Source organism: Alloscardovia omnicolens DSM 21503, from assembly GCF_000420505.1.
GTDB lineage: Bacteria > Actinomycetota > Actinomycetes > Actinomycetales > Bifidobacteriaceae > Alloscardovia > Alloscardovia omnicolens.
Map to the genome: position 1 here is coordinate 80,671 of NZ_ATVB01000006.1, position 23,772 is coordinate 104,442.

Below are 23,772 nucleotides of genomic sequence, written 5' to 3' on the forward strand. Positions count from 1 at the left end.
ATGAATGATTTCAATTCGCTTATTTCGAAAACGCCAGGCTATGATGTTCAAGATAAAAAGCAATTACATTCTTTAATTGCTGATTGGCAGATTATCGCAGATTTGACCTTCTCTGATTTATTGCTCATTATTCCTCCGGATATGGATGATAGCGATGATGTGTCGAAATTTATTGTTGCTGCCCAATGCCGTCCATCTACAGCGATTTCGAGAATTGAATCTGATTGGGTGGGCGAGAATCCAGAAACAGAGCTAATTCCATTATTAGAGAATACGTGGCGCACAAATAACATGTCACGTATGGATCATTACCGTGTGGTTGATGGGGTTACTGTCTGCGATGTGGCCACTCCTGTGATTCGCAATAATCGCGTTATCGCGATGGTAGTGCGTGAAACGAATATGGATACGCGCGGAGATAACGGTTACTACGAGATGAGTAGTATTGGAGTAGGTAAGCAGCTGTTTTATATGATTACCAACGGTGATTTTCCATATGAGAATCGTTTATCTTTGGCTCGTGGCAAATACCGCCGTCATGACCCTCGCGTAGCCGATGGTTTTGTTGTACTGGATGCAGACGGTATGGTTATGTATGCTGCTCCGAATGCCATTAGTTGTTTTAGGCGCATTGGTGTAACTGGCAATATGGTTGGCGGCTATTTTAGTGAATTTGTGTTAGACCACGTCGATCAACAAGAGAAGTTGCCTGAAGCTTTGCCAATGGTTCTTATGGGGAAGGCAGCTGCGGCCGCGGTGTTGGAAGCCAGGGGAGCGGTTGTCTCTATGCGTTCTTTGCCTCTGGACGCTGATGGCAAACGTACAGGTGCTTTGGTTCTATGCCGCGATATTACAGAATTACGGTGGCGCGAGCGTCAGTTGGAGACTAAGGATGCAACGATTTCGGAAGTGCATCACCGTGTGAAGAATAATCTACAGGCTGTGTCGTCTCTGCTGCGATTACAAGCACGGCGTACGAAGTCTGAAGAAGTACGTAAAGAACTCGAAGAAGCTCAGCGTCGTATTGAAACTATTGCTGTTGTGCATGAAGGCTTGAGCCAGACAGCTGATGAAATTGTAGATTTTGATGCTGTTATTTCTAATTTACTGCGTATGAGCGTAGATTTAGCGTCTGCTAAAGATCAGCACATTGATATTTCTTATGTGGGTAAGTTTGGTATGCTTCCTGCTCAAGATGCAACCCCATTATCGCTTATATTGACTGAGTTGGTGACGAACTGTGTAGAGCATGGTTATGAGAACTTGCAGTCAGGGCATATAAATATTTCTATTGGACGCGCAGGAAATATCCTCGATATTGTTATTGAAGATGATGGCGAGGGGATTGATGCCGAAGCAGACGCCGATATGATGTCTGCGAAATCGTCAGGTTCTGGACTAGGAACTCAGATTGTGAATACCTTTGTGAAAAATGACTTTAATGGTTCAATACGCTGGTTGCCTGGTAGAGATGGCGGAACACGTATTGAAATGAAAATGGTATTACGAGCAACTGAATAAGTTATATATAGAAAAGCGGTGTCCAGAAAATATCTGAACACCGCTTTAAAAGTGCGTTTTAGTGATGCAATCCTAATGCTGCGCTACGGCGTGCACGCATAGCACGACGCTTCAAAGCGCGACGTTCGTCTTCACTCATACCGCCCCAAACACCGTAATCTTGATTTGTGTCGAGAGCTGTGCGCAAGCAGGAGTCAATAACTTCGCATGAACGGCACACAGTTTTAGCTTCTTCAATTTGCTGATATGCTGCTCCTGTATTTCCTACAGGGAAGAAAAGCTCTGGATCTTTATCGCGACAAGCTGCTTTTGCACGCCAATCATAAGAGCTACTCATGGTGTCTCCTCTTCTAATCTTTTTCCTGTTCAATAGGTAACCACACTGTTGCCGACTTTTCAAGAGTTTTTGAGGAATTTACGTGGAAAAGCTGAACGAGATGACTATCGTTATTCAGCACGATAACGCGAAGAGGATTGGAGTGTACATAATCTTTTATCAGAGTGTGTGTCTGCTCGCTAATACTACGACCAGGTATGTAGAGTGAATCAACGAGATAAGCGGGACACATAATCAGCGCTTGATTCCACAGAGGTCGCTGATCTGCAGGAAGAGAAGAATAAAAGCGTGACCATTGAGACACGCTAATGATGAGAGTGCTAGAGGGGTGGGGAAGCCGTAAATCATCGCTATAGTGCTCAACATGTGCACGGTATATGACTGTATGTGCTTTACCTATTGGCTCGTTATGCGCTCCGCTATATTTCAAGGAATCAAAGATGCTGTTTACAGCGGCATGAATAGTATTCGAATCCATATGAGTCAACACGATATGACATGGCGGGTTATGCGCAAAATCGATGATAAAAGGATGAAGTGTAATCCCATCATCTTCCTGTCCTAACAGCACACAGCCAGATGAAACGGGTGAATATGTAGGTCGTCCCAGAACATCAGGCAGAGGAGCGCTGAATAGTTGATTATCAGGCATAGTTTCTGTAAAACGTGCAGCTTTAAGGCATTGCTCTATTAAAGTTTCTATGTTTTCTGGAGGAGTAATAATAACAGGTTTTACTGTTGAACCATCATGAATAAAAGCCGCTCCTACACAGTCGGGTTGAATGCGTGCTGCTACAGGGGTTCCCAACAGGTCAAGCGACTGCAAGGGGTCAGTTACTCGTAAACACGCATGCAAAGGCATATTCGCCTTGATATGCGAGCTGACTTGATTCATCGGGTTTTGGGTGGAAATAATAAAATGCAGTCCCAAAGAACGTCCTAAAGAAACCATAGTCGAAAAATCGTTTGCGTAACGAGGTAAATCACTCAGCAGAGCAAAAAACTCATCAGCCATAATGATTAAACGCGCAGGAGGATTCGATAAATCACGAATATCTGCTACGCCTGCATAATTTAGTAGCTGCTCACGTCTTGTCATTTCTAGGCGTAGAGCGCGAATAGCTCGCACAGCATGTGCCATATTTAAATTGGAGACGTTTCCCACACAATGCGGCAGACGATGCGCGTGAACAAAGGTTGATCCACCCTTAAAATCGAGAAAAACGAATTGCACCGCAGTAGGAGAATTATGCTGAGCCAGTTCATACACCCAGCGTTGAAGAAGAACTGATTTGCCCGAGCCTGTAGTACCTGCTATAAGGGCATGAGGTCCTTGAGCACAGATGTTCACGCTGGTTTTATCGTGAGGATATGTAGTACCTATATGCGCATTCATATTGGCTGCATGCCATGCATGAACAAGGTTTTGCCACCATATTGTGTTATGGGTCTGCGATGTTGCTGGAGCTTTGATACCCGCCAATTGAGAGAGCAAAACAGTGTTCTGATCGCTTTGCTGGGCTGAAGGCGCTGAGACTGTATGAGCCTGCGCTCGCGACCGTATGGCTGTATTAACTATCTGCGTTATGTTTACGAGAAGCGAGGGGAGAAGAAAAAACACATACATCCACTGCTGACGAGCAATCATCCACACCATCATAATGACATAGCTAAGAGCAGGCAGAAGCATCATGAGCAAGGGGATAATCTCATAACCGCTCTGTTTGGTAAAACGTGAAAATAAAACTGCCATAGTTCAACGCTAAGGCTTAAACTATGGCAGATAAAAAATAATATGAAATTGTGAACCAATGTGAATAACTACTCGCTAACCAGACCTCCGACTGTTGTACCAGAGGAAATAGATCCTGAATTGAGCGAGCTAAACAGTTCCGAATTCTTTTGTGCTACTAAGTGAATAGCAGATCCGACACCGCCAGGCTGGTAATTAATATCATCGTAGTAGACGCTACCATTGACTCCTTTACTTCCCGTAGCAGCTTTAAAAGCTAGTGCCATGGAAAGCATAGTTGCCGTATCTGTTTTATTATCTACTTTAAGTGCTTTAAGTGTTGTAGAAGCAACGTTCAAAGCTTTAGAAGGATTGGTTAAAGTGCTGGCGCTGGCAGCCTTCTTCATCACGGCAGCAATCACTTGACGCTGACGCTTTGCACGGCCAATATCTCCTTCAGGGTCGGAATAACGCATACGGGAGAATGCCAAGGCAGTCGTGCCATCGGCGCTATGGCAACCTGCAGTCCACTGTAAGCCAGAATACTCGTCATTAACAGTATTGTCGTAGCATAAATCCACGCCACCTAAAGCATCAACAACATGTGCAATACCGTCAAAACCAATTTGCACAACGTGGTCAATCTTTGTACCGGTAATATTTTCTACAGAGGATACAAGCGCATCATAACCATCATTTTGCGCTACACTATTAATCTTCATGCCAATCCCGTTCACCTCAACATAGGAATCGCGTGGGATAGAGATCAAGGATGCAGGACCACTACGTGGCTTAGTTAAAACCAAAATCGTATCTGTTCTAAAACCAGTTACTGATGACGCATCTTGGCTTGCTACTTCGCCATCACGTGCGTCAGATCCCAAAACTAACCACGTGTTTGCTGTTGAGTTATCAGGAGCAGGACTTAAATCAATGCTGCGGTTGAGCTGACCGTCAACCCAGAACCATGACCAGCATCCGATAACAATGCCCAGAGCTAGAAGACTTACGATAAGCATAGCGATGATGCGGCTAAAACGAATCTTCTTAGTACGGCGCGGAACTACGTCCTGTGGGTTTCTCGGGGAGAGGGAAGGTCGAGAACTCGGATATTGCGAACTGCGATATTGAGGGCGTGAATACTGAACAGATTCCTGCGCTGAACGAGCACGCGAAGTTGACCCCTGAGCGCTTCGTCGTGGAGCAGTTGGCGAAAAACTAGGAGGAGTTATGCTATCCGTATGTGAACCTCGTTCGCTATTACGAGTAGCCGAGCCTTGAGCAGAGCTACTCGAACGTTGGGAACGGGAACGCATAGGTTGAAAGCTCGGAGGAGCCTGTTGTTCATTCTCCGAACGGGGAGCATTGTCCTGAGGAATTCTAGCCATAATTATCTTCTTTAGTAACTTTTATTAACTCTCAATTAGCTCTCAATGCCGCAGACAGTGTAGTTCAAATACTTTTCCGCTAATCCAATCGACCAGTAGGTATTTGGATCGTGAATAACGCCGGAATCAGGGTCTATAGTTCCACCAGTACCTGGATCAATGAGGGTACCATCTGCACGTGTAATAACGTCCGTGCGAGGATCTGGGGTATTGTTATCTGTTTGAGCTGTCTGGTCGGATTGAGTTTGATTTTGAGACTGCGACTGGTTTTGAGCCTGATTTGTTGTAGCTCGCTCAGAAGAGGAGTTTGAGCTATTAGATGAACTGTCGGATGAGGTACTTGAAGAAGAGCTCGAGGAGTTCGAATCACTGGTGGTGAGAGGAATGTTAGTAAGAGGTTGATCATTTTTTACACGATCAAACAGGCTCTGGGCATCTGCAGTCCACATCACACGGTTAGCATCGTAGGTCCAGTTTTGCACAGGAACAGTTTGGCTGTAAATATTAGATACCTTAAAGTTCTTTAAGCTTGATGCCAAACCAATCAATGTGTTGGCACTCGCTAAGCCTTCGGAAATATTTAAGGATTGCAGTGCTGTGTTAGCAAGCTGATACAGCTTATTAAAATTAGTTAAAATATTCTGCTTAAGTGCTTCACGGATAAGCATTTTAATCAAATACTGTTGACGCACTGTTCGCATCACATCGCTGCCATCTCCCAAACCATAACGGGTACGTGCGTACTGAGTAGCGTCAGTACCGTTAAGATGATTCAAGCCGCGGCTCAAGCTGAGATTTGAATTAGTATCTGAAAAATCCTTACTAATGCACACGTCAACACCATCTAAGGCATCAATCATATTTTTCAAACCGCTGAAATCAACAGTAATAAACTGAGAAATATCTAAACCTGTTAATTCGTTTACTGCTTTAAGAGTGCAGGTAGCAGCTGAAGATAAATCATCACCGAGGTTATATGCTTCAGCAAAAATCGAGTTAAACATAACATTCGAGCGTGCAGGAATAGTGCCTTTAGATGTTTCGCAGCTGGACACGGACACCATAGAATCACGAGGAATAGAAATAAGATCGATAAACTCGCGATTTGCAGAAATATGAGCAATCATAGTGGTATCAGCCTGATGATTGCCCACTTCATTAGCGCCACCAATAGCGGAATTTTCGGCGCCATCTCGACTATCAGTACCTAAAATAAGGATATTAATAGCTTTACCAGCGTTTGGGTCAATAATTTCTTTTTTAATATTTTTTTGCTTAATAATTTTGACACTTGACTCACTGATTGTTTTAGAAAACTGCGTATATACGCTTGCAAAAACAGTGCCAGCAAAAACAAGAGTAGCGCTCAACACTACAGCAAGAGCTTTAAACCAAGCTAAAGGTTTTTTATAGCCGTATGCGTGAGAAGGCGTATGAGATAGTCGTGCTCTCTGAACTGATGATTCGGAATGTTTACGTGAATGTCGAGTCACTCTTTACCCTTTCGCTTAATATACGTGGATAAGTTTATAAAGAAGACACGTCACATGCACGTTAAATATCTATATATCCATATTTTTTTCTCATCTGTGCTGATTTTAGGTTGCCGAAGTTTTCTTGCTATGGCGTGAGTATTCTTAGCTGAGCCGAAGTTCCCTTGATATTGCTCCCGAAGTTCCCTTGATATTGCGCGGGAATACTTTTAGTCTTGCCGCAGTGCTCTTGCTAACGTGCGAGTGCTCTTAGGTTCGCCCAAGAACCCCAGTTATCGCGCGAGAGTGTAAAGACCATGTTAGTAAACCTGAGCATTTTTGCTTTACATCGCCGAAGTGAACTAATGTTGTTCACGTGAATAGATTGCACCATAGTACTGAATTCATCGAAAAAGCCGATAAAAATGATGCGGTAAGCCTTGCAGACGTTCTTACACGTGTGGCACGTCAGGCAACCACAGTGCAGCATAAAACAGTGGATGCGAGCTTGGCTGCTGTTATTACAGTAGAAGAAGACACACGTTATGTGGAGCAGACCTTGATCAGCATTGTCAATCAGACAGTTCTCCCAGGCAGTCTTCTTGTGGTCAATTGTGCTCCATCATCGTACAAGGCAGCACAACACGACGGTGCTATTGCGCATAAAGCTTTGCAGATGTTTCCTATGAGCGCATCTCTTGTTACTGCGCAAGGTAAGTCCTATGGTGAAGTGGTAACGCATGCAGTCAATCAGGCTTTAGATTCCGGGATGTTGACCAGCGCAGTTGAATATATGTGGCTGTTACATGATGATTCGCGCCCACTCGATGATTCGTATGTAGATACAATGAATGAGGTACGTCGCAATAATGCTTTGGCTACGGTTATTGGTGCGAAGCAATTAAGCTGGGATGGCGAAGTGCTGTCTAATGTTGGATATTTTGCTGATTCACGACACGGTGTTACGTCTTTGGTTGTTGATGGAGAAATTGATCAAGATCAATACGATAATCGTCAAGATGTATATGCGGTGTCTTTGGCAGGCGCTTTTGTGCGTGTATCTGATTGGATGCGTGTAGGCGGATTTAATACGCAAGTAGGTACTTTTGGTCAGTCACGTGATTTTTGCCGCCGCGTTGTGCGTTCAGGTGGTCGTGTGATTGTGGAACCTCGTGCACGTTTGGCGCATCGTCGTGCGCGACTAGAGGGCGTACGTTCTGCTCAAGGTACTGCACGCACGACAAATCCTGATGATTTGCGCAGTTATAAAAACACAGCGTTTACACAGATGATTGCACGCGATACATATCGATATTCTGATGTTGCCATGGTGCGTTGGCTCTATATGTGGCCAATAAGCTTAGTCTTAGCTGTGGTGCGCGGTATAGCGAATTTTATGAAGAAAAAACCGTATGAGGCTTTATGTGAACTGGTTATGCCATGGTACAACCTTACTCATATGGGAGCTATTGCTTCTGTGCGTTCTGCACTGAGCGGTGTGCAAGAATTATCTTTAGCTAAACTACAGGCTTTAGTGGCGAGCAGTGATAGTTTGCGCTCGTACAAAGATCATTTGCGTGATATCTTCTCTGAGCGCGGTCATAAGATTGTTAGTCCTTTAGTACGTGCGCATGTGCGTGCTTTAACGCGGGTACGCTACACTTGGTTAGCTGTTTTTACTGTTATCGTTTTCTTTGCTAATCTTGCTATCCATTTTGGAGCACTCAGAGCAGTTCTTCAGGGCGTTCATCTTGTGTCACCTCTTCTTTTGTCTACCGCTTCGAGCACACAAGAATTATTCAATGTGGCAACAACGCCATACACCTTTGCAGGAATTACTGGAACAGAGCTGCCTCCTTCTCCTTTCCTCGTGATTTATGCTTTATTTTCTCTGTTAACTTTTGGTCATGCGAGCGCTACTAGTACGGTGATTGTGCTCTTCGCTGCTCCAGCTGCTTTGATGAGTATGTGGGCTTTGGTGGGTATTTTTACTCGATCGAATATTGCTCGCATAGCATTAGCAGTGACGTGGGTAGTATCAGGATATATGACCGGTATTTTCTTCACTGGTCATTTGCCTATGATGTTGGTGTATGTGTTCTTGCCAGCCGCTGTAGCTTTTGCCGCCAAAGCCTTGGGTGTGTATCAAACGGAATACCCGATTGAATCGGAGCCTTCGATTCAGGCGAGTGCATGGGCGGCTTTATGTTTCGCTGTTGTATGTGCATGTGAGCCACAGTTATTCTTAGCGATGCTTGTTGTGGGCATTGCTGTGTCGATTATTTACCATCGCCATGTGATTATGCTTGTTTCGATGGGCGTTCCTTCGCTAGTTATTTTGGCTCCAACCTTGATTGCAGTTATCCGTCAACCACATAGTTTCGGACAGCTTTTTGCTGATGTGACCAGTGGTGTATCTGTTGGTTCGGGTGTTACTGGAGCGAATGGAGTATCGGGTGCTCTCTCTTCAGGTGTTTCTTCAGGAGCGCGCGCTGGGCAGTCCGCTTACCAAGCTTTGCTTCAACTCTTTATTCCTTCTGCCGATGCATCAACTCATACATCTCTCGTACAGTCTTTGGGCTCGTCGTGGGCTTCTACTGTATCTCTTATTGTTACTGTGTGCTTGGCTCTTGCACTGTTGTGCTCTGTTATTACCTTGTGCATTCCTCAATGTGTGAAGCCATCGCGCAGTATGTGGATTGGCATACTTACTGGCGTTGTTTTAGCTGTGGTATCTTCTGGTATTGCTGTGGGGTTGAATGCTCAGGGGCTTGTATATGCGTCTATGCTGCCGGCAGGATCTCTTGTTCTCATGTGTATCTTGTCTGGTTTAGCGATGATGAGCGGCCCTGCTGTTACGCAGTTTGTGCCAATTTTGCAGAAAGATAAGCGTTTGCTTGATGAGCAAGATGCAGCTGTAGTCGATCCTGGAAAGCGTGGCGAGAAAACAGCAGTTGCGCGCACTGCCTTCGGTATAACGCGTAGTTGTGTTATTGCCTTATGCGTTGTTCTTACGCTTGCATGGTCGGTGTCCAGCAGTATATATGCCACGAGCTTATCTTCTCAATCTCTCACATCGAGCTCTGCATCCTTACCAATTGTGGCTCAAGAATATCTTAAGGGTAATTCTGCTCGCCGAGTTCTAGTTGTATCGCCGCAAAGCAATCGCACTGTTGATTATTCTGTGCTCACCAGTGCTCACGGTGATATTATTAGTTCGTCTGCAGCAGTTGATGCCTCCAGCGTATTCCCAGCATCATGGGATAAGCAGCAAGCTCATGTGGAAGAAGCGATTGCTCAACTGCAAGAAAATTCACATGATGATGCTATTGCGGCTTTAAGTGATGCTGGTTTTGGCGGCATTTACGTTGTGTATAACGGCGCTGATAGTGCGTTCAGCTCTTTTGTATCTCATGCTTCTGCTTCGAATAATACGGAAACGGTGGTGAATACAGATCAGGGTGCTTATATTCGTATTTCCATTAGAGCTTCGCAAGAGCAAGGTGTGAATATGAAGGGCTTTGACGCTGCCTCTACTAGTGTGATGCGTTATGTATGGTTGGCTGCCATGGTTCTTGTGGGTCTTGTTTATCTTATTTTGGGTCTGCCACGCTTGGGTGCGCGAGAAGGAGAGTAAAAGTGTCTACTGCACGTAAAGTATTATCCATTGCAGGAGCAAGCGTGAGTGCTGTGGCATTAGTTGGAGCCTCCGCCTTCCTTGCCTCCGGTGTTATTCGACCATCTTTTGTGAGCTACAACGAGTCTCGCTCTGCAGCACAAACCCGCAATGTTGATCAGGTGAATTCTTCGATGTATTGCCCAGCTCGTATGCAGCTTGCAGATACAGGTAATTATGGTGACTCTGATTTTCAGGCAAGTGCTGGTGATTTAAGCTCCAGTATGCGTGTGGGCTTGATGGGTGCTTTGTATCAGGCGCAGAAAGAAAGTGTGAATCACACAGATACCAGCTCATTGCTTGATAATAAAACAATGAGCAACGGTGATGTGCATACAGTTGCGGGTGATGCTGGAACGTCGAGCGTTTTATCTACCCGCACTTTAGCAGCACAAAAATTTACGGGCGCTGCTGGAACGGTGCTATCGTGGGCTACACAGGCAGATTTACGGGGTTTGTCCGCAGCCTCATGCGTGCCTTTTAGTTCTTCTCAATCCTTCCTTATTCCGCCAACAGATACGGGTTGGTCTCAACAGCTGATTGTGGCGAATGCTTCCGATAAATCCACATCAGTGCAGTTAAAGGCATATGGTTCTGGTTCTGCAGAAGAATTGAAGTTTGAAACCCATGCAACAGCAACCGTGGCAGCTCATGCAGAAACCACGATTGATTTATCGGCTGCTTTCGATGTGAAAGACGCTGCTTTTGTTACGGTTACATCGAATTCTGCTCCTGTGGCAGCGGTGATTCAGGCTGTGCATATGAATGGTTTGGTGCCGCAGGGATCTGACTATATTGTTCCAGTTAGCTCTGCCGCTGTGCAGCAGGTTATTCCAGCTGTTGATGGAGTGCGGCAAGGGCGATTGGCTATTCATGCCGCCAACAGGAGCGGTTCGGCGCGATTGAGCTTTGTCGGTGCACAGGGCGAAATCGAGAAGCGCGATGTGGAGTATAACGCGGGGCAGTTAAGCGTGAGTGATTTTGATGCGATGCCGCAAGGTACGCAAGCAATTGTCGTGACTTCGACAACGCCTGTGGTGGCGGCATTATATGGCACTGGTGCGGCTGCCTCGGATGGGCAGAACGATTTTTCTATGACTAATGGTCATGCTGCACAGTCTGCTTATGCTGCAGCTGTTCCTGATAGTGCTTCTGCCACCATTGACGTGACGAATATACTGTCCGACTCCCAAGATGTACATGTGGTTGCTTTTAATGCTGATGGTCAGCAAGTGGGTAATAAGGATATTTCTCTTGCCTCACATAGCGTGGCACAGATTCAAGCCAGCGATTTGGGCAGCGGAGTAGCGCTGGTACAAATTTCTCAAAAGAGTAAAGGCGCATCCGCTTTGGTTGTGGGACAAAGCTTTAGTATGGAGGCTCTGAGTAAAGCGCAGGTAACTGCACGTGCTACCTCTGTTGCCACATCAATGGACTTATCTACAGCACAATACACAATTACGCATAAACATTCAGTTCTGAACTAAACTACGCTAAACGCCTGCTTTTCTACAAGAGCAGGCGTTCGTCTATAGTTTTAGTTCTTATCTGACCACGAGGGGTCAATACTTTCAGGGCTCATACCGTATAAATCTGCTAACTGCGCCACAATTTCGTAGCGAATAATTATCTGCATATCTGTGCGGGTAGAGGCACGAAACTCTATTGGTTTACGATACAAAGCAATGCGAGCAGGAATACCATGTCGTGCAGGAAAGTTCTGAGATAAAACAACTTTGTATTCTTCCCACGCCAAAGGGTCGGAAGGCGGAACATCTTCTACAGCAAATTCTATAGTATTCAATAAATGCGGCCAGGCACGTTTCAATCGGCTTACTTGAGCAGAAACCATAGCATCAAAAAGACCTGACGATGTGCGGTCGTGAGGAAGAGAAGTAAAAACTGGACGGCGTAATCCTCGACCATGACGGTTACGATAGATGGGTTGAGTCCAGGGTTGTTCATTCATACTATGTAGCTTAGCAGTGCCTGTACAATAGGGACAGTGGAAAGGTGACACGATGACGTCTAAACTTGTAGTGCCGCATGCTCGAGATATTGTGATGAGTGATTATGCTGCTGTAGCGCGCGTATTAGGTTTTGACTTGGATAATACCTTAGCACGTTCTAAAATGCCGATGAGCGATGAGACGGCTCGCTTATTTATTTCGCTGACCCACATACTTCCCGTAGCAATTGTAACTGGTGGACGTTATGAATTGATTGAGTCGCAAGTCTTAGATTCGGTTGCACCTTATGCGTATGCCCCTCATCTTGTGTTGTTGCCTACAACAGGAACGTCATATTATCGTTTTAATGGTCGCTCGTATGTGCCGTGGTATGTTCTCGAACTGACTGCTGATCAGAAAAATAGGGCACAGGCTGCTTTAGAGAAATACGCTCGAGCTTTGGGATTATGGTATAAGCATACTGATGGTGTGCGTATTGAAGATAGAGGCAGTCAGATTACGTTTTCAGCTTTAGGCTCTCAAGCTCATCTTGACTTAAAAGAAGCGTGGGATGCGGATGGCTCGAAGCGCACTGTTTTAGCTGCACATGTTCAGCGTGAACTGCCTGATTTAACGGTACGTGTAGCCGGTGCTACTAGTGTAGATATTTCTAGCCGGGGTATAGATAAAGCTTTTGCTGTGTCTAAGATAGCGCAACAATTTAATATTTCCACCTCCGATATTGTTTTCGTAGGAGATCGCATGAGTGAAGGTGGCAACGATTACCCTGCTGCTGTGGCTGGAACTCATGCTGTGCGTGTGGATGGGCCGGATGATACGAATGATTTTATGCGCAGTTTTATGCGCGCATATACTCATGGGATTATGATTGACGTTGTGTCTCGTCGTGTGTGGGTTCATGACAAAGAAGTCGCTATTGCTGATACTGAATTTAGTTTGCTTTTAGCTCTTCTTCATGCTCGTGGTGAAGTAGTAAGCCGTGAAGATTTACTCAAACAGGCGTGGGGATACGAAGATTCAGGAGATACACGATTATTGAGTGTATCTATTGCTCGATTACGTGCTGTTTTAGAAGATAATCCTCAGATGCCACAACGTATTCAGACCGTGCGCGGTGGGGGATATCGCTTAGTTTTTGCTTAGAAAACACGGCGTGTTATTCACATTGGTTCACATGTAGTTCTGTATTTTCTTCTCCTAGGAGCGCGCCATAGAATACATTCATGATTCCTTCGTTTCTTCGCATGCTTAGTTTGATTATATGTAGCCGTCGTTGCGCAGGCTGCGGGCGTAAAGACGCTGTTCTGTGTAACTCCTGCATGCAGTATTTTGATGATTCATATACGCGCGATATTGCGCCGACATTACGAGTTTTATCGTGTGCGCGTTATCAAGGTCCGGTTCGTCAAGCTATATTGTCGTGGAAAGATCATGGAGATGAAGAATTAGACCTCCTTTTTGCATCACTATTGGCTGTACGCTGTGTAGATGCTATAGAACATTATGATGAGGAAGTGTCATGGTGTATTGTTCCAGCTCCATCATCGCAATCCTCGCTACGTCGTAGAGGTCGTGCACATATGCATAACGTGGCTCAGCTCATATCGCGTATGATGAACGCGTATTCGCGAGCATACGGATTGGCATGGTCAGCGCATGTGTGTGACGCTGTGGGCATGACGCCACAGGTGCATAAAGCGGTAACAGCGAACGATAGACATAATCGTTTGCATCGTTTAGACAAAGGATTGCGATTGTGTGCAACGCATAGTATGGCTCATGCTCAGGTGATTCTTATCGACGATATTGTAACTACGGGTTCAACTATGCGTGCTTGTATACGCTTCCTTCGCTCACATCATGCACAGATTGTAGCCGCCTGTTGCTTAGCGGATGTGCGTGAACAGAACGCAGATGCTTAAGCGCGTACGCTTACCATTTCTGGCCAGCAGGTGGTTGCTCGAGGAGATAAGAATTCACGTTTCATGCTCCATTGTGCTCCCGTATCTTCGTTTAAGCGTTGCGCAGAGCGGATTCCGCCATAACCAATGCCTACACGCATGGGGCCAAAGCGCTGTCGTGCAATTTCGAGAATATCTCCTACACCGCGGTCGATATGTGGTTGAAAAACCTCTAGGGGAGAATAAGTGTCATCATCAATAAGCCCCTGTAGAATAACTCCCGCACGCGCATAAGGTTTTCCTTCTTCAATCTGCTTTTCAATACAAGCACAGGCTTGCTGTGTAATAATCAAAGGATCGTTTGTGGGCTCGTCTAAAGCACGGATTCCATGTATATGTGAATGGTCTCCATCTTGAGCAAAACGACTAGTGGAACAGAATACGGAAATGCTCGAACATAAGCTAGATTGACGGCGCAATCGATACGTAGCCTTTTGCGCATAGACACTAATAGCTTGCTTCAAAGATGCAATATCACGTAGCGTATGAGAAAACATGCGCGAACACATAATCTGATGAAGGCGTTTTCCATCGAGAGCATTAGATTCAGAATTAAAATCAATACACGCTATTCCACGTAGCTCCAAAATTATTTGCTGTACAGATACGTTAAAGTGCTTACGCATGGCTACGGGATCGCTGTCTCGTAACTGAGCGGCTGTAAGAATGCCCATACTCATTAATTTTGGAGCTAAATGTCTACCGATTCCCCATACATCGTTTACAGGAATAAGCTGAAGAAAATGAGGATTAATAGATAGAGCCTCATCCCAGCTCATAATAGTACGTGTTCCCACATGTTTTTTTGACCAATGGCTCACCACCTTGGCTAAAGTGCACGTGGGAGCAATGCCAATAGAAATAGGTAGTCCTAAACCTTTCCACACTGCTTTTTGCATGGCTTCACATCTGCTGGTTAAATCTGAACTATGCCCTTGCACGTCGAAAAAACATTCATCAATTGAATACACATGCTGCTGAGCAAAAAATTGGTTCATCACATGCATCATTCTGGTTGATAAACTGGCATACAACTCATAATTTGAACTACAGGCTACTACGCCATGTTCTCTGGCAAAATCACGAATTTTAAACCATGCAATTCCCTCAGGAATTTTCAGCTGTTTTGCTTCAAAACTGCGTGCTACCACACAACCATCATTATTAGATAGAACAACAACAGGAATATTGGCAAGACGTGGATTAAAAACTTTCTCGCATGAGGCAAAAAAGCTATCTGCATCAGCTAAAATAAATTGGCTTGGTGCCCTTAGTACTGCCATCATTCTCACCCCCGTATGTTTCGAACAGAGCTATGTTGAGGATGATAGCTTCCTATAACCACGCCCCACAAGGTTATTGATTCATCAAAATACAGATGAATATCTTTATCGTGCATAGCATAGGTGCTCAGCACGGGGTTGCCTTGATTATTTGTAGTTAATCGCCTCAGAAGAAGTTCTCCCTCATAGGTAATAACAACAATATCGTCATGCTCTGGAGTAAGAGAACGATCAACGAGAATAATATCGCCATCAAAAATTCCTGCACCTTCCATAGAGGAACCATTAATACGCATAATAAAAGTGGTATCTGGATGCGTAATAATATTGGCATCGAAAGAAAAATCGGAGGAGAAATAATCCTGTGCTACGGAAGGAAAACCCGTATGAGATTTCGCGCGCACTGCTGCCATAACACACCACCTTTCGAACATTTGTTCGAATAGTTTTTCAGGTGGGCTGGACGAAAAAACGCTCTGCGACATGCCAATATATAGGCTGTGTGCAGAGCGTTGTATAAGGATAACGACTTAGATTACTTCGTGCTGTTATTGTGGTATTGAGGCAAAGTAATTTCAAAATTTACGCCACGTATATCGTCCACAACTTTCACAGTGCCCCCATGAAGACCAGCAGCCCATCGTGAAATAGACAAGCCCAACCCCGTTCCGCCTGACATTGTTCCTGGACGATTGCGGTGTCCCTTAACATAGCGGCGGAAAATATCTGAACGGTCTTCCGGTGCAATTTGAGAACCAAAATTCACAACATTGGTCACAACACAACCGACACGAAGATCTTCATGAGCTTCTACCAGAATTGATGTATTATCGGCAGAATGCTTAAGAGCATTAGCAATAATATTAGTAAAAAGCTGACGCAATCGATCTTCATCGCCGTCCATCCATAAAGCCGGAGGAACATCTAAAGATACGTGATGGTTGTGGCTGCCATCAGCAATTTCAAGAGGTGCAATCACGTCATCCAAGAAATCACGCACATTAAAACGAGTAATCTCTAAACTGGCAGCACCTGCTTCCATTCGGCTTAAATCAAGCAGGAAAGCAATCAAATCGCTTAAACGCTGTGTTTGACTTAAAATGCCCTCTAAGTTTGCAGGAGTTGGTTCTACTACACCATCAGCCATATTTTCTACTAAAGCTTGCAGAGCCGATACAGGTGTACGCAATTCGTGGCTCACATTAGCAATTAAATCACGACGCATTTGGTCAGCATGTTCGAGTTCATCTGCCATCACATTAAAGGATCGAGATAGTTGACCGATTTCATCATTGCTCTCTAAAGCCATAGATACGCGCTTCGTATAATCTCCCTGAGTCAAAGATTCTGCAGCATCGCGTATTTCACGAAGAGGGGCAGTAAGTCCTTGCGCAAATAAATAAGTAACGCTTAAAGCAATCGCCAAAGTAATAGGTAAAGCAATCCAACCAGAAATACCTAACTTAAGCAAGCCCCACGCAAAAACAAAAGCAAAAAACGTATCTAAAATAATAAGAACGCTTAACTCGATTTTCAGTGAACGAATAATCCCTAAAGGACGATAACTATTAAAATGGCGAGAACTCTTTGAGGTAGAGCGAGAAGATTTCATTTGTAACTCCGTAAAAAAGCGCTACTTCCTGTTTCTTTACGAAACAAGGGGAGTAGCGCCCATAAAAATCATGAAATGATGAAATATAGAAATTATTGAGCGTCGCCCTCATCTGCAGGAGGCTCAAATGCATAACCAACGCCATGTACTGTGCGAATCATATCGGCACCCAACTTATGACGTAAAGCCTTCACATGCGAATCTACAGTACGAGTGCCAGATGCGTCCACCCAATCCCACACTTCCTCAAGCAGCTTTTCACGAGTCAGTACGCTCTTTGGCTTGCGTGCAAGAGTGGAGAGCAAATCAAACTCAGTAGGAGTTAAATGCACAACCTCAGAATTCAAGGTGACAATACGTTGAGCTGGGTCAATAAGCAAACCGCCAAACTGTAAAATTTTCTCGTTCTCAGAATTCTTGGCAATAACCTTAGCACGTTCTACGCGGCGCAACAAAGCCTTGCATCGTGCAATAAGTTCGCGCATGGAAAAAGGCTTAGTCATATAATCGTCGGCACCGGCGCTCAAACCAATAATCTTATCAGTCTCATCATCGCGAGCTGTCAGCATAAGAACTGGAACTGGGCGGGACGATACAATACGCTTGGTCGCCTCTAAACCATCCATAACCGGCAACATAATATCCATAATAATTAAATCAGGCTTAATCTGGATGGCAGCTTGAACAGCAGTTGCACCATCGCCAATAACTCGCGCATTCCATCCCTCAGACGCTAAACGCTGTGCAATAGCAGTAGCAAGGGTTGGCTCATCCTCAACCACGAGGATAGTATGCTGTGCAGGTCGCGTTGTAGACATATTCATAATGTAGCTTTCTTGTTAGATTGCCATTCTGTAATTATCATAGCGCAAGATATGGCGAAAATGCGTGTCCTTACTTTATGGCAAACTAAGCGGGTTGAAATTTTTGCTGGAAGGCTTATTTTATGGACTATAAGGTCGGGGATACCGTCGTTTATCCGCGCCATGGCGCAGCTCGCATTGAAGAAATTGCAGAACGCGAATTACGAGGAGAAACAAAGACATATCTCAAGCTGTCTGTGCTTTCATCTGACGGCCTGATTATTAATGTTCCAGCAGATACCGTTGAACAGCTGGGCGTACGCGATATTGTAGACGCAGTAGCTGTGGCAAAAGTTTTTGAAATTTTGCGTACTCCTATTGTAGAAGAGAAGACAAACTGGTCTCGTCGCTACAAATTAAACCAGGAGAAAATTGCTTCGGGTGACGTCAATAAAGTCGCAGAAGTAGTACGTGACTTAGCTCAGCGTGACGATAACGATCACGGTTTATCTGCTGGTGAAAAACGCATGCTCTCACGCGCTCGCACTATTCTCACTTCTGAAATTGCTTTGAGTGAGAAGTTGGAGGAAGAAGAAGCTCAGCGTTTGCTTGATGTTAATTTAGGCTATGAACAGCCTCAGCCAGGCGACGAGAAGCATCATGCTCAGGCTCCTGAAGAACCTGCTGATGCAACTTTGCGTCGTGTAGAAGCTGAAGAAGTAGCGAAGAAAAAGAAGAAGTAAGAGCTTTTAAGCTGTTTATATACGTTCTATAAGAGATACGTTCTATAAGAGCAGGGTATCAATCCGCGGGGATTGGTGCCCTGCTGTTTTGTGAGAAATAGAAGAATGTTTTCGGCTTCTTGAGATTTGGCTCGCTGGCATGGTTTTTCAGCAAGCCGTACCTGTGTGTGGCACGTGATGAGTGAGGTTCCCCTGTGTGTGTGTTATCCCCATTCGTGTGCTCCCAAACATGACATGTTCAACGTAGCCTGACTGGGAGCAGTGTGTTGCCATGCAGCACTCTTAAATAAGAGCAATACCATGTATGGTTGTGTGTGCTGCATGAGAAAGATGAAAGGTTATGGTGTGCACAGCATATCGGCTAACCTAGCGAACCACTTATATGATGAACCAAAATAGGTCAGGTCAAGCACAACCTCATTGCGACCAGCCTCAATAACTCTAAATGGAACTCACCATAGAACGTCCAATCATATACAGAAAACTAACACCCTCTGGAGTTTTGCAGCTGTTACACGCAATCAACTTTCAAACTGCGTTAAATTCGAAATACTCTTACTCTTACGCATTCTGCTTAATCGATTAACACACCCGATATGCCAGTTTTGATGTACAAAAATAGCATCAAAACTGGCATAACAGTTGCGCGTATCGATATGCACTCATAAAGGCAAACCGCATTCGCGTCCGAGCGGTGTCTTGACTCATAACATCCGGAGGAATCAGCTGGAATCTACTGGGGCAACATCTCCACTAAACACCCAGTTAAGTCCGATGAGCTGTTTAAGCGCGTAATCGCGTGTATAACTTAGCAAGCAACCACAGAATTACGCTTATGCTCACAATAACGAAGCTAGGTGGCATATCGAACATCGTAGAGAGAATCAAACCTCCCCACATCGATGCTAAACAGAGAAGAACAGTCATCAAAATGGCTCGCAAAGGGGATCGAGTAAGCATCATCGCTGTATCTGCTGGTGTAATAACAAGAGCAAAAATCAATAATGTTCCTACAGCAGGAACTGCTACAGTAATAACGCTTGCCATCATAACCATAAAAATAATACCCAAAACAGTAACAGGTAAACCTTTAGCACGCGCTACGCTCTCATCGAGAGAACTGAAAAGGAGCGGTCTAAAAATAAGAGCGAGTACGAGGATAAGCAGGCAATCAAGAAGAGCAAAAGATATTAGTTGATCGTTTGTAATAGTAAGTACTGAACCAAATAATATAGACTGCATTTGCTTTGCTGCGCCTGAAGAGAGATTAGAAAAATACAAACCCAAAGCAGTGGCAAAAGCTAAAACAGAGCCAGTAGCAACTTCTCTATCTGATGCTTTTTTACCTAAAGTTCCAATAGTTAAAGCACCCAAAAGCGAGAAAATACCCATACCCCACAAAACAGGAATGCCGAGAAGCACAGCACCAGTTGCGCCTGGTAAACCAATATGAGCTAAAGCGTGCGCAGCAAAAGTAGATTTGCGAGTAATAACAAAATAACCTACAACGCCAGCAGCAACAGAGATAAGAACGCTGGCAATAAAAGCGCGTTGAACAAAGTCGGCTTGAAGAATTGTATGCCATAAAGGATTGTATTGCATGTTAAGCCTCGAAATTCTGGTTTGTGCTCGTAGAATCTGCAGAGATTGAAGCGGCCGGGGCGTGCGGATTATCAGCATGTTCTGCCAGTTCGATATGTTCAGTCTGTTCTATGTCTTCTGTCTGCTTGATATCTGTCTGCTCGCCCGCACAATTTTCCACGTAGTTTTCCTCTTTATGGTGAGGTGAATGCCATTGAGCGGCGTCCTGCGTAGGATGTTCATCATGAACTGTGCGACTTGGTGGCTCGACATCTGAATTATGCGTCACAAACATATCGCCCTGAGGTGTGGTAATAACTTCCACAGTTGTGCCATATAAATGAGTGAGAAGATTAGAATCGAGCATATTATTCATAGATGAATAATGAGGGTGTCCGTCAAGCAAATACACGGCTCCGGTCAGAATTGGCAGGAGAACATTCAAATCATGAGCCACAACTTGAATGGTCATACCAGTACGTTTATTAAGCTCTGCAAGCAGTTCAACAATAGAATGTTGGCTGGCAATATCCAAATTTGCCAGTGGCTCATCTAAAATAAGCAGCTCTGGTTTGTTAACCAAAGCTTGTGCAATAGCAGCACGCTGACGCTGACCTCCCGATAAATCGCGAATACGTGACTGCGCTTTGTGCATTAACCCCACAAAATCAAGAATGTCGTCAACAGCTTGTCTATCTGCATGAGAACTTGGCAGAAAGCCCCAACGAGAACCGCTAATACCGAGAAGAACAAAATCAAAAACAGTAATATTGCTTTCATTAATAGATGTGTAATTTTGAGGAACATAGCCAATACGCGCATTTTTCTTACCAGGCGCTGCGCCTAGAACGCGCAGACGTCCGGACGATAAAGGAATAATACCCAGCTCAGTAGATAGCATAGTGGTTTTTCCAGTACCATTTGTTCCCACAATCGCAGTTACGCTACCTGTAGGAATAGAGAAATTGCCGTGTGACCAAATAACACGGTGTGCGCGTTGAACCTCTGCATCAATAAATTCGATAGCAGGCTCGGAAGTCTTAGCAGGCTCGGAAGCTTGAGCGTGCGTGTGCGCGTCTGGTTGCGCGGTCTGTGCGGTCTGCGTATCCCGCGTAGGCTGCGCAACAACGCTCTGCTCTTGCGACTGCACAGATTTATCAGTGTGAGAAAAAGACGACATGATAATCTTTCAGTATTATTTCAGTATTATATGGTGTGGCTCTTTAGAGAACGACAGTAAAGACATTTAAAACAACGAAAAGCATAGACAGTGACGAAAGTAAGAAGAAAATGGGCGCTGAGCTTGTTACTCAACACCCTGTTTCCATCTGCTATCCATGACTGACAAAACTATTGAGTTTTATTAATCATGGTCATGATCATGATCACTGTGTTCAGACTGCTCATACACAGTGGTATCTGGATTTACACCCGTGTCTAAGGTTGCGGTCAAGTTTTCTACCAAGGCCTTAATCCATGCATGCAAAGTAGTGTATTGCGATGGAATTTGCTCAGTAATATTGACTACAGGAATATCAGACTTTCCAGCTGTTCCAGTGAGCATATTCGTTGCGTCAGAACTTTCCTGAGGATTATTCACAAGGAACTTAATCTGGTGACCTTCAATAATACTCTGGAAAGCTTGCAAATCTGCTGCAGTTGGCTCTGACTCATTCGCGCTCGCATTAGCATAGCCTTCTGGAGTTACGTCCTTCAATCCCAAATCAGAGTAGAGATAGTAGGCAACAGATTCAGTTGCAGCGTACGGGGTATCGGCATACTTGTTCTTGAACTCGTTCATAGTATTGTCGAGTTCGGTTTCGCTCTTCAACCATGCATCATATTGCTTCTGGAAATAATCCTTCGAAGCAGGAAGAAGCTGAGCATAAGTTTTCTTTAAGGACTCTGCTACTGCTTTACGCGCATCGGAAGAGAACCATAAATGTGGATTATCGCTTTCGCTAGCTCCAATAATAGAAGCTGCGTTCACGCTTTGCACCGATTTTGCTGAGGACAATGCCTTAGTTGCCCACTCATCGTAATGACCGCCATTAACCACAGCAATATTTGCTGCTGTAAGCTGTGCAATTTCCGCTGTAGATGGTTCGTAATCATGTGCTTCTACATTGGAACTGTTAATAATGGACGTGACCTTTACATGGTCGCCACCAATTTCTTGTGCTAACGAACCCCACTGATTAACAGAAGCTACAACTGTTAATGGATCTTTTGCTGTAGTTTTTTGTGAAGTATCTGCCTTTTTCTCTGTCTTGTCTGCAGATTTAGCGCCACAAGCGCTCACAGAAAAGAGGGCCGCGCCCACAGTCAATGTGGCAACAGTACGGCGGATAATAGTTTTGACGTCAAAGTTTCGATGCATTTTCATCTTACTTGACTCTTTCTACCTTATGTATCAATGTCATAGTGTGCACAGAATGTATTCTATTGCACCACCTCATAGTACCATTAAAGACGTATTTACGCCACTAGAGGGATTCGTTACAGGGAGTTGAAGTAATGACTACAGCAGACAGCACATCGCATGACGGCACTGCGCACAATGTCGATGCTCATAACGCTTATAATGCTCATAATGCTTATAATCGTGACGCAAGCAATTTCAAAAGTAATGAACAGTCTTTACGTATCAGTGGCACTGAATTAGCGCACAGTCTGAAAGCTGATTTAGCTCAGCGAGTAGAGAACTTAAAAAAACAGGGCGTTACGTGCGGTTTGGGAACGATTTTAGTGGGTGAAGATGCTGGCTCTGTGAAATATGTAGCAGGCAAGCATAAAGATTGCGCTGAGATTGGCATTAACTCTATTCGTATTAATTTGCCAGCAGAGGCAAGTGAAGACGACATTCTTGCCGCTGTTGAGCAGTTAAATAATGACCCTGCTTGTGACGGTTTTATTGTGCAACTTCCTTTACCTAAGCACGTCAATACACTGAAAGTATTGGAGAGTATCGCTCCAGAAAAAGATGCAGATGGCATGCATCCGATGAATGTAGGACAGTTAGTTTTGCACACAGATAGCGTTCCTGCTGTGCCTTTGCCTTGTACGCCACGAGGAGTTATCGCTTTACTTGAGTCAGCAGGTATTGATTTATTAGGCAAAGATGTCTGCGTGTTGGGTCGAGGTATAACTATTGGCCGTACAGTTGGTTTATTACTGAGTTTGCACGGATACGATGCGACGGTTATTAACTGCCATTCACGCACGCGCAATATTGAAGATAAAATTCGTCAGGCAGATATTGTTATTGCTGCTATGGGATCTGATTATTTTGTGAAACCACATATGATTAAGGACGGTGCTGTGCTTGTTGATGTGGGAGTTTCGCGTGTTTTCGTTGAAGACGAAGGTAAGTGGAAAATTCATGGCGATATTGACCCAGCATGTCACGCCAAAGCGAGTGCATACACTCCAAATCCAGGGGGAGTGGGTCCAATGACACGTGCTATGTTGTTGAAAAATATTGTAGAAATGGCGGAAAGAAAAGCTGCGTAATCTGATTATCTGCAGTCTGTAGTCGGCTTTTTTTGGGGGGGGGTGAGCTTGCGATACTTAACCGGTTCTTCGTATTTTAGCGGGGGTTTAGGGGAGATGTTGTCTAGTAGGTATCAGTTGATTCCTCTGACTGGTATGTGTTAAGACATCGCCTCGGTGTGAATGTGGTTATTTTTATAC

19 protein-coding genes are annotated in these 23,772 nt (G+C 44.6%); 7 read left to right on the forward strand and 12 right to left on the reverse strand.

Annotated elements, in window-relative coordinates; genetic code table 11:
* Positions 1 to 1,521: a sensor histidine kinase gene (locus tag G464_RS0103815; protein WP_021618521.1), complete on the forward strand. Its 1,521-nt coding sequence runs from the start codon at positions 1 to 3 to the stop codon at positions 1,519 to 1,521.
* A 58-nt stretch (positions 1,522 to 1,579) separates the two neighbouring features.
* Here G464_RS0103815 and G464_RS0103820 read toward each other — a convergent pair whose 3' ends face one another.
* From G464_RS0103820 to G464_RS0103835, 4 genes are all read right to left on the reverse strand, one after another.
* Positions 1,580 to 1,858 (reverse strand): WhiB family transcriptional regulator, encoded by a 279-nt coding sequence (locus G464_RS0103820; protein WP_021618520.1) that lies wholly within the window; start codon positions 1,856 to 1,858, stop codon positions 1,580 to 1,582.
* A gap of 13 nt (positions 1,859 to 1,871) precedes the next feature.
* Positions 1,872 to 3,611, reverse strand: a complete 1,740-nt coding sequence (locus G464_RS08805) for an FtsK/SpoIIIE domain-containing protein (protein ID WP_080651141.1) — start codon at positions 3,609 to 3,611, stop codon at positions 1,872 to 1,874.
* A 68-nt stretch (positions 3,612 to 3,679) separates the two neighbouring features.
* Positions 3,680 to 4,978, reverse strand: a complete 1,299-nt coding sequence (locus tag G464_RS0103830) for an LCP family protein (RefSeq protein ID WP_022856802.1) — start codon at positions 4,976 to 4,978, stop codon at positions 3,680 to 3,682.
* A 35-nt stretch (positions 4,979 to 5,013) separates the two neighbouring features.
* A complete protein-coding gene (locus G464_RS0103835) occupies positions 5,014 to 6,471 on the reverse strand; it encodes an LCP family protein (protein WP_022856803.1) in 1,458 nt (485 codons plus the stop codon).
* A gap of 355 nt (positions 6,472 to 6,826) precedes the next feature.
* Between G464_RS0103835 and G464_RS0103840 the strand changes: the two genes are divergently transcribed.
* Positions 6,827 to 10,087 (forward strand): glycosyltransferase family 2 protein, encoded by a 3,261-nt coding sequence (locus tag G464_RS0103840; protein WP_155237050.1) that lies wholly within the window; start codon positions 6,827 to 6,829, stop codon positions 10,085 to 10,087.
* A gap of 2 nt (positions 10,088 to 10,089) precedes the next feature.
* Positions 10,090 to 11,613, forward strand: coding sequence for a DUF5719 family protein (locus G464_RS0103845; protein ID WP_022856805.1), 1,524 nt, complete (start codon positions 10,090 to 10,092; stop codon positions 11,611 to 11,613).
* A gap of 50 nt (positions 11,614 to 11,663) precedes the next feature.
* Here the strand turns inward: G464_RS0103845 and G464_RS0103850 are convergent, their stop codons facing one another.
* Positions 11,664 to 12,095: a metallopeptidase family protein gene (locus tag G464_RS0103850; protein ID WP_022856806.1), complete on the reverse strand. Its 432-nt coding sequence runs from the start codon at positions 12,093 to 12,095 to the stop codon at positions 11,664 to 11,666.
* A 52-nt stretch (positions 12,096 to 12,147) separates the two neighbouring features.
* On the opposite strand from G464_RS0103850, the gene G464_RS08810 reads away from it, so the two are divergent.
* Positions 12,148 to 13,239, forward strand: a complete 1,092-nt coding sequence (locus G464_RS08810) for an HAD-IIB family hydrolase (RefSeq protein WP_022856807.1) — start codon at positions 12,148 to 12,150, stop codon at positions 13,237 to 13,239.
* A gap of 80 nt (positions 13,240 to 13,319) precedes the next feature.
* Positions 13,320 to 14,018 (forward strand): ComF family protein, encoded by a 699-nt coding sequence (locus G464_RS0103860; protein WP_080651142.1) that lies wholly within the window; start codon positions 13,320 to 13,322, stop codon positions 14,016 to 14,018.
* Here G464_RS0103860 and G464_RS0103865 read toward each other — a convergent pair.
* The 4 genes from G464_RS0103865 to G464_RS0103880 form a co-directional block, all read right to left on the reverse strand.
* A complete protein-coding gene (locus G464_RS0103865; RefSeq protein ID WP_026472593.1) occupies positions 14,015 to 15,340 on the reverse strand; it encodes a Y-family DNA polymerase in 1,326 nt (441 codons plus the stop codon). The two genes, G464_RS0103860 and G464_RS0103865, sit on opposite strands and share 4 nt — an antisense overlap.
* A gap of 5 nt (positions 15,341 to 15,345) precedes the next feature.
* Complete coding sequence (locus G464_RS0103870) at positions 15,346 to 15,753, reverse strand: LexA family protein (protein WP_022856810.1); 408 nt, start codon at positions 15,751 to 15,753, stop codon at positions 15,346 to 15,348.
* Between the two features lie 122 nt (positions 15,754 to 15,875).
* The gene (locus G464_RS0103875; RefSeq protein ID WP_021618508.1) at positions 15,876 to 16,952 is read right to left on the reverse strand and encodes a sensor histidine kinase; all 1,077 of its coding nucleotides are present in this window, start codon (positions 16,950 to 16,952) and stop codon (positions 15,876 to 15,878) included.
* A gap of 92 nt (positions 16,953 to 17,044) precedes the next feature.
* Positions 17,045 to 17,776: a response regulator transcription factor gene (locus G464_RS0103880; protein ID WP_021618507.1), complete on the reverse strand. Its 732-nt coding sequence runs from the start codon at positions 17,774 to 17,776 to the stop codon at positions 17,045 to 17,047.
* Positions 17,777 to 17,898: 122 nt separating this feature from the next.
* Between G464_RS0103880 and G464_RS0103885 the strand changes: the two genes are divergently transcribed.
* A complete protein-coding gene (locus G464_RS0103885) occupies positions 17,899 to 18,498 on the forward strand; it encodes a CarD family transcriptional regulator (RefSeq protein ID WP_021618506.1) in 600 nt (199 codons plus the stop codon).
* A gap of 783 nt (positions 18,499 to 19,281) precedes the next feature.
* Here G464_RS0103885 and G464_RS0103890 read toward each other — a convergent pair.
* From G464_RS0103890 to G464_RS0103900, 3 genes are all read right to left on the reverse strand, one after another.
* A complete protein-coding gene (locus G464_RS0103890) occupies positions 19,282 to 20,115 on the reverse strand; it encodes a metal ABC transporter permease (RefSeq protein WP_026472594.1) in 834 nt (277 codons plus the stop codon).
* A complete protein-coding gene (locus tag G464_RS08815; RefSeq protein ID WP_022856812.1) occupies positions 20,102 to 21,259 on the reverse strand; it encodes a metal ABC transporter ATP-binding protein in 1,158 nt (385 codons plus the stop codon). Before G464_RS08815 ends, G464_RS0103890 begins: the two co-directional genes overlap by 14 nt.
* A 183-nt stretch (positions 21,260 to 21,442) precedes the next feature.
* A complete protein-coding gene (locus G464_RS0103900; RefSeq protein WP_022856813.1) occupies positions 21,443 to 22,465 on the reverse strand; it encodes a metal ABC transporter solute-binding protein, Zn/Mn family in 1,023 nt (340 codons plus the stop codon).
* Between the two features lie 131 nt (positions 22,466 to 22,596).
* On the opposite strand from G464_RS0103900, the gene G464_RS0103905 reads away from it, so the two are divergent.
* Positions 22,597 to 23,592, forward strand: a complete 996-nt coding sequence (locus tag G464_RS0103905; RefSeq protein ID WP_021618500.1) for a bifunctional methylenetetrahydrofolate dehydrogenase/methenyltetrahydrofolate cyclohydrolase — start codon at positions 22,597 to 22,599, stop codon at positions 23,590 to 23,592.
* The last annotated feature ends 180 nt before the right edge of the window (positions 23,593 to 23,772 follow it).

Coding starts and splice junctions, on each gene's coding strand:
- G464_RS08810 (WP_022856807.1), top strand. CDS start 12,148: ATGACGTCTAAACTTGTAGTGCCGCATGCTCGAGATATTGTGATGAGT.
- G464_RS0103815 (WP_021618521.1), top strand. CDS start 1: ATGAATGATTTCAATTCGCTTATTTCGAAAACGCCAGGCTATGATGTT.
- G464_RS0103850 (WP_022856806.1), bottom strand. CDS start 12,095: ATGAATGAACAACCCTGGACTCAACCCATCTATCGTAACCGTCATGGT.
- G464_RS0103885 (WP_021618506.1), top strand. CDS start 17,899: ATGGACTATAAGGTCGGGGATACCGTCGTTTATCCGCGCCATGGCGCA.
- G464_RS0103905 (WP_021618500.1), top strand. CDS start 22,597: ATGACTACAGCAGACAGCACATCGCATGACGGCACTGCGCACAATGTC.
- G464_RS0103880 (WP_021618507.1), bottom strand. CDS start 17,776: ATGAATATGTCTACAACGCGACCTGCACAGCATACTATCCTCGTGGTT.
- G464_RS08805 (WP_080651141.1), bottom strand. CDS start 3,611: ATGGCAGTTTTATTTTCACGTTTTACCAAACAGAGCGGTTATGAGATT.
- G464_RS0103860 (WP_080651142.1), top strand. CDS start 13,320: ATGATTCCTTCGTTTCTTCGCATGCTTAGTTTGATTATATGTAGCCGT.
- G464_RS0103865 (WP_026472593.1), bottom strand. CDS start 15,340: ATGGCAGTACTAAGGGCACCAAGCCAATTTATTTTAGCTGATGCAGAT.
- G464_RS0103870 (WP_022856810.1), bottom strand. CDS start 15,753: ATGGCAGCAGTGCGCGCGAAATCTCATACGGGTTTTCCTTCCGTAGCA.
- G464_RS0103900 (WP_022856813.1), bottom strand. CDS start 22,465: ATGAAAATGCATCGAAACTTTGACGTCAAAACTATTATCCGCCGTACT.
- G464_RS0103820 (WP_021618520.1), bottom strand. CDS start 1,858: ATGAGTAGCTCTTATGATTGGCGTGCAAAAGCAGCTTGTCGCGATAAA.
- G464_RS0103830 (WP_022856802.1), bottom strand. CDS start 4,978: ATGGCTAGAATTCCTCAGGACAATGCTCCCCGTTCGGAGAATGAACAA.
- G464_RS08815 (WP_022856812.1), bottom strand. CDS start 21,259: ATGTCGTCTTTTTCTCACACTGATAAATCTGTGCAGTCGCAAGAGCAG.
- G464_RS0103875 (WP_021618508.1), bottom strand. CDS start 16,952: ATGAAATCTTCTCGCTCTACCTCAAAGAGTTCTCGCCATTTTAATAGT.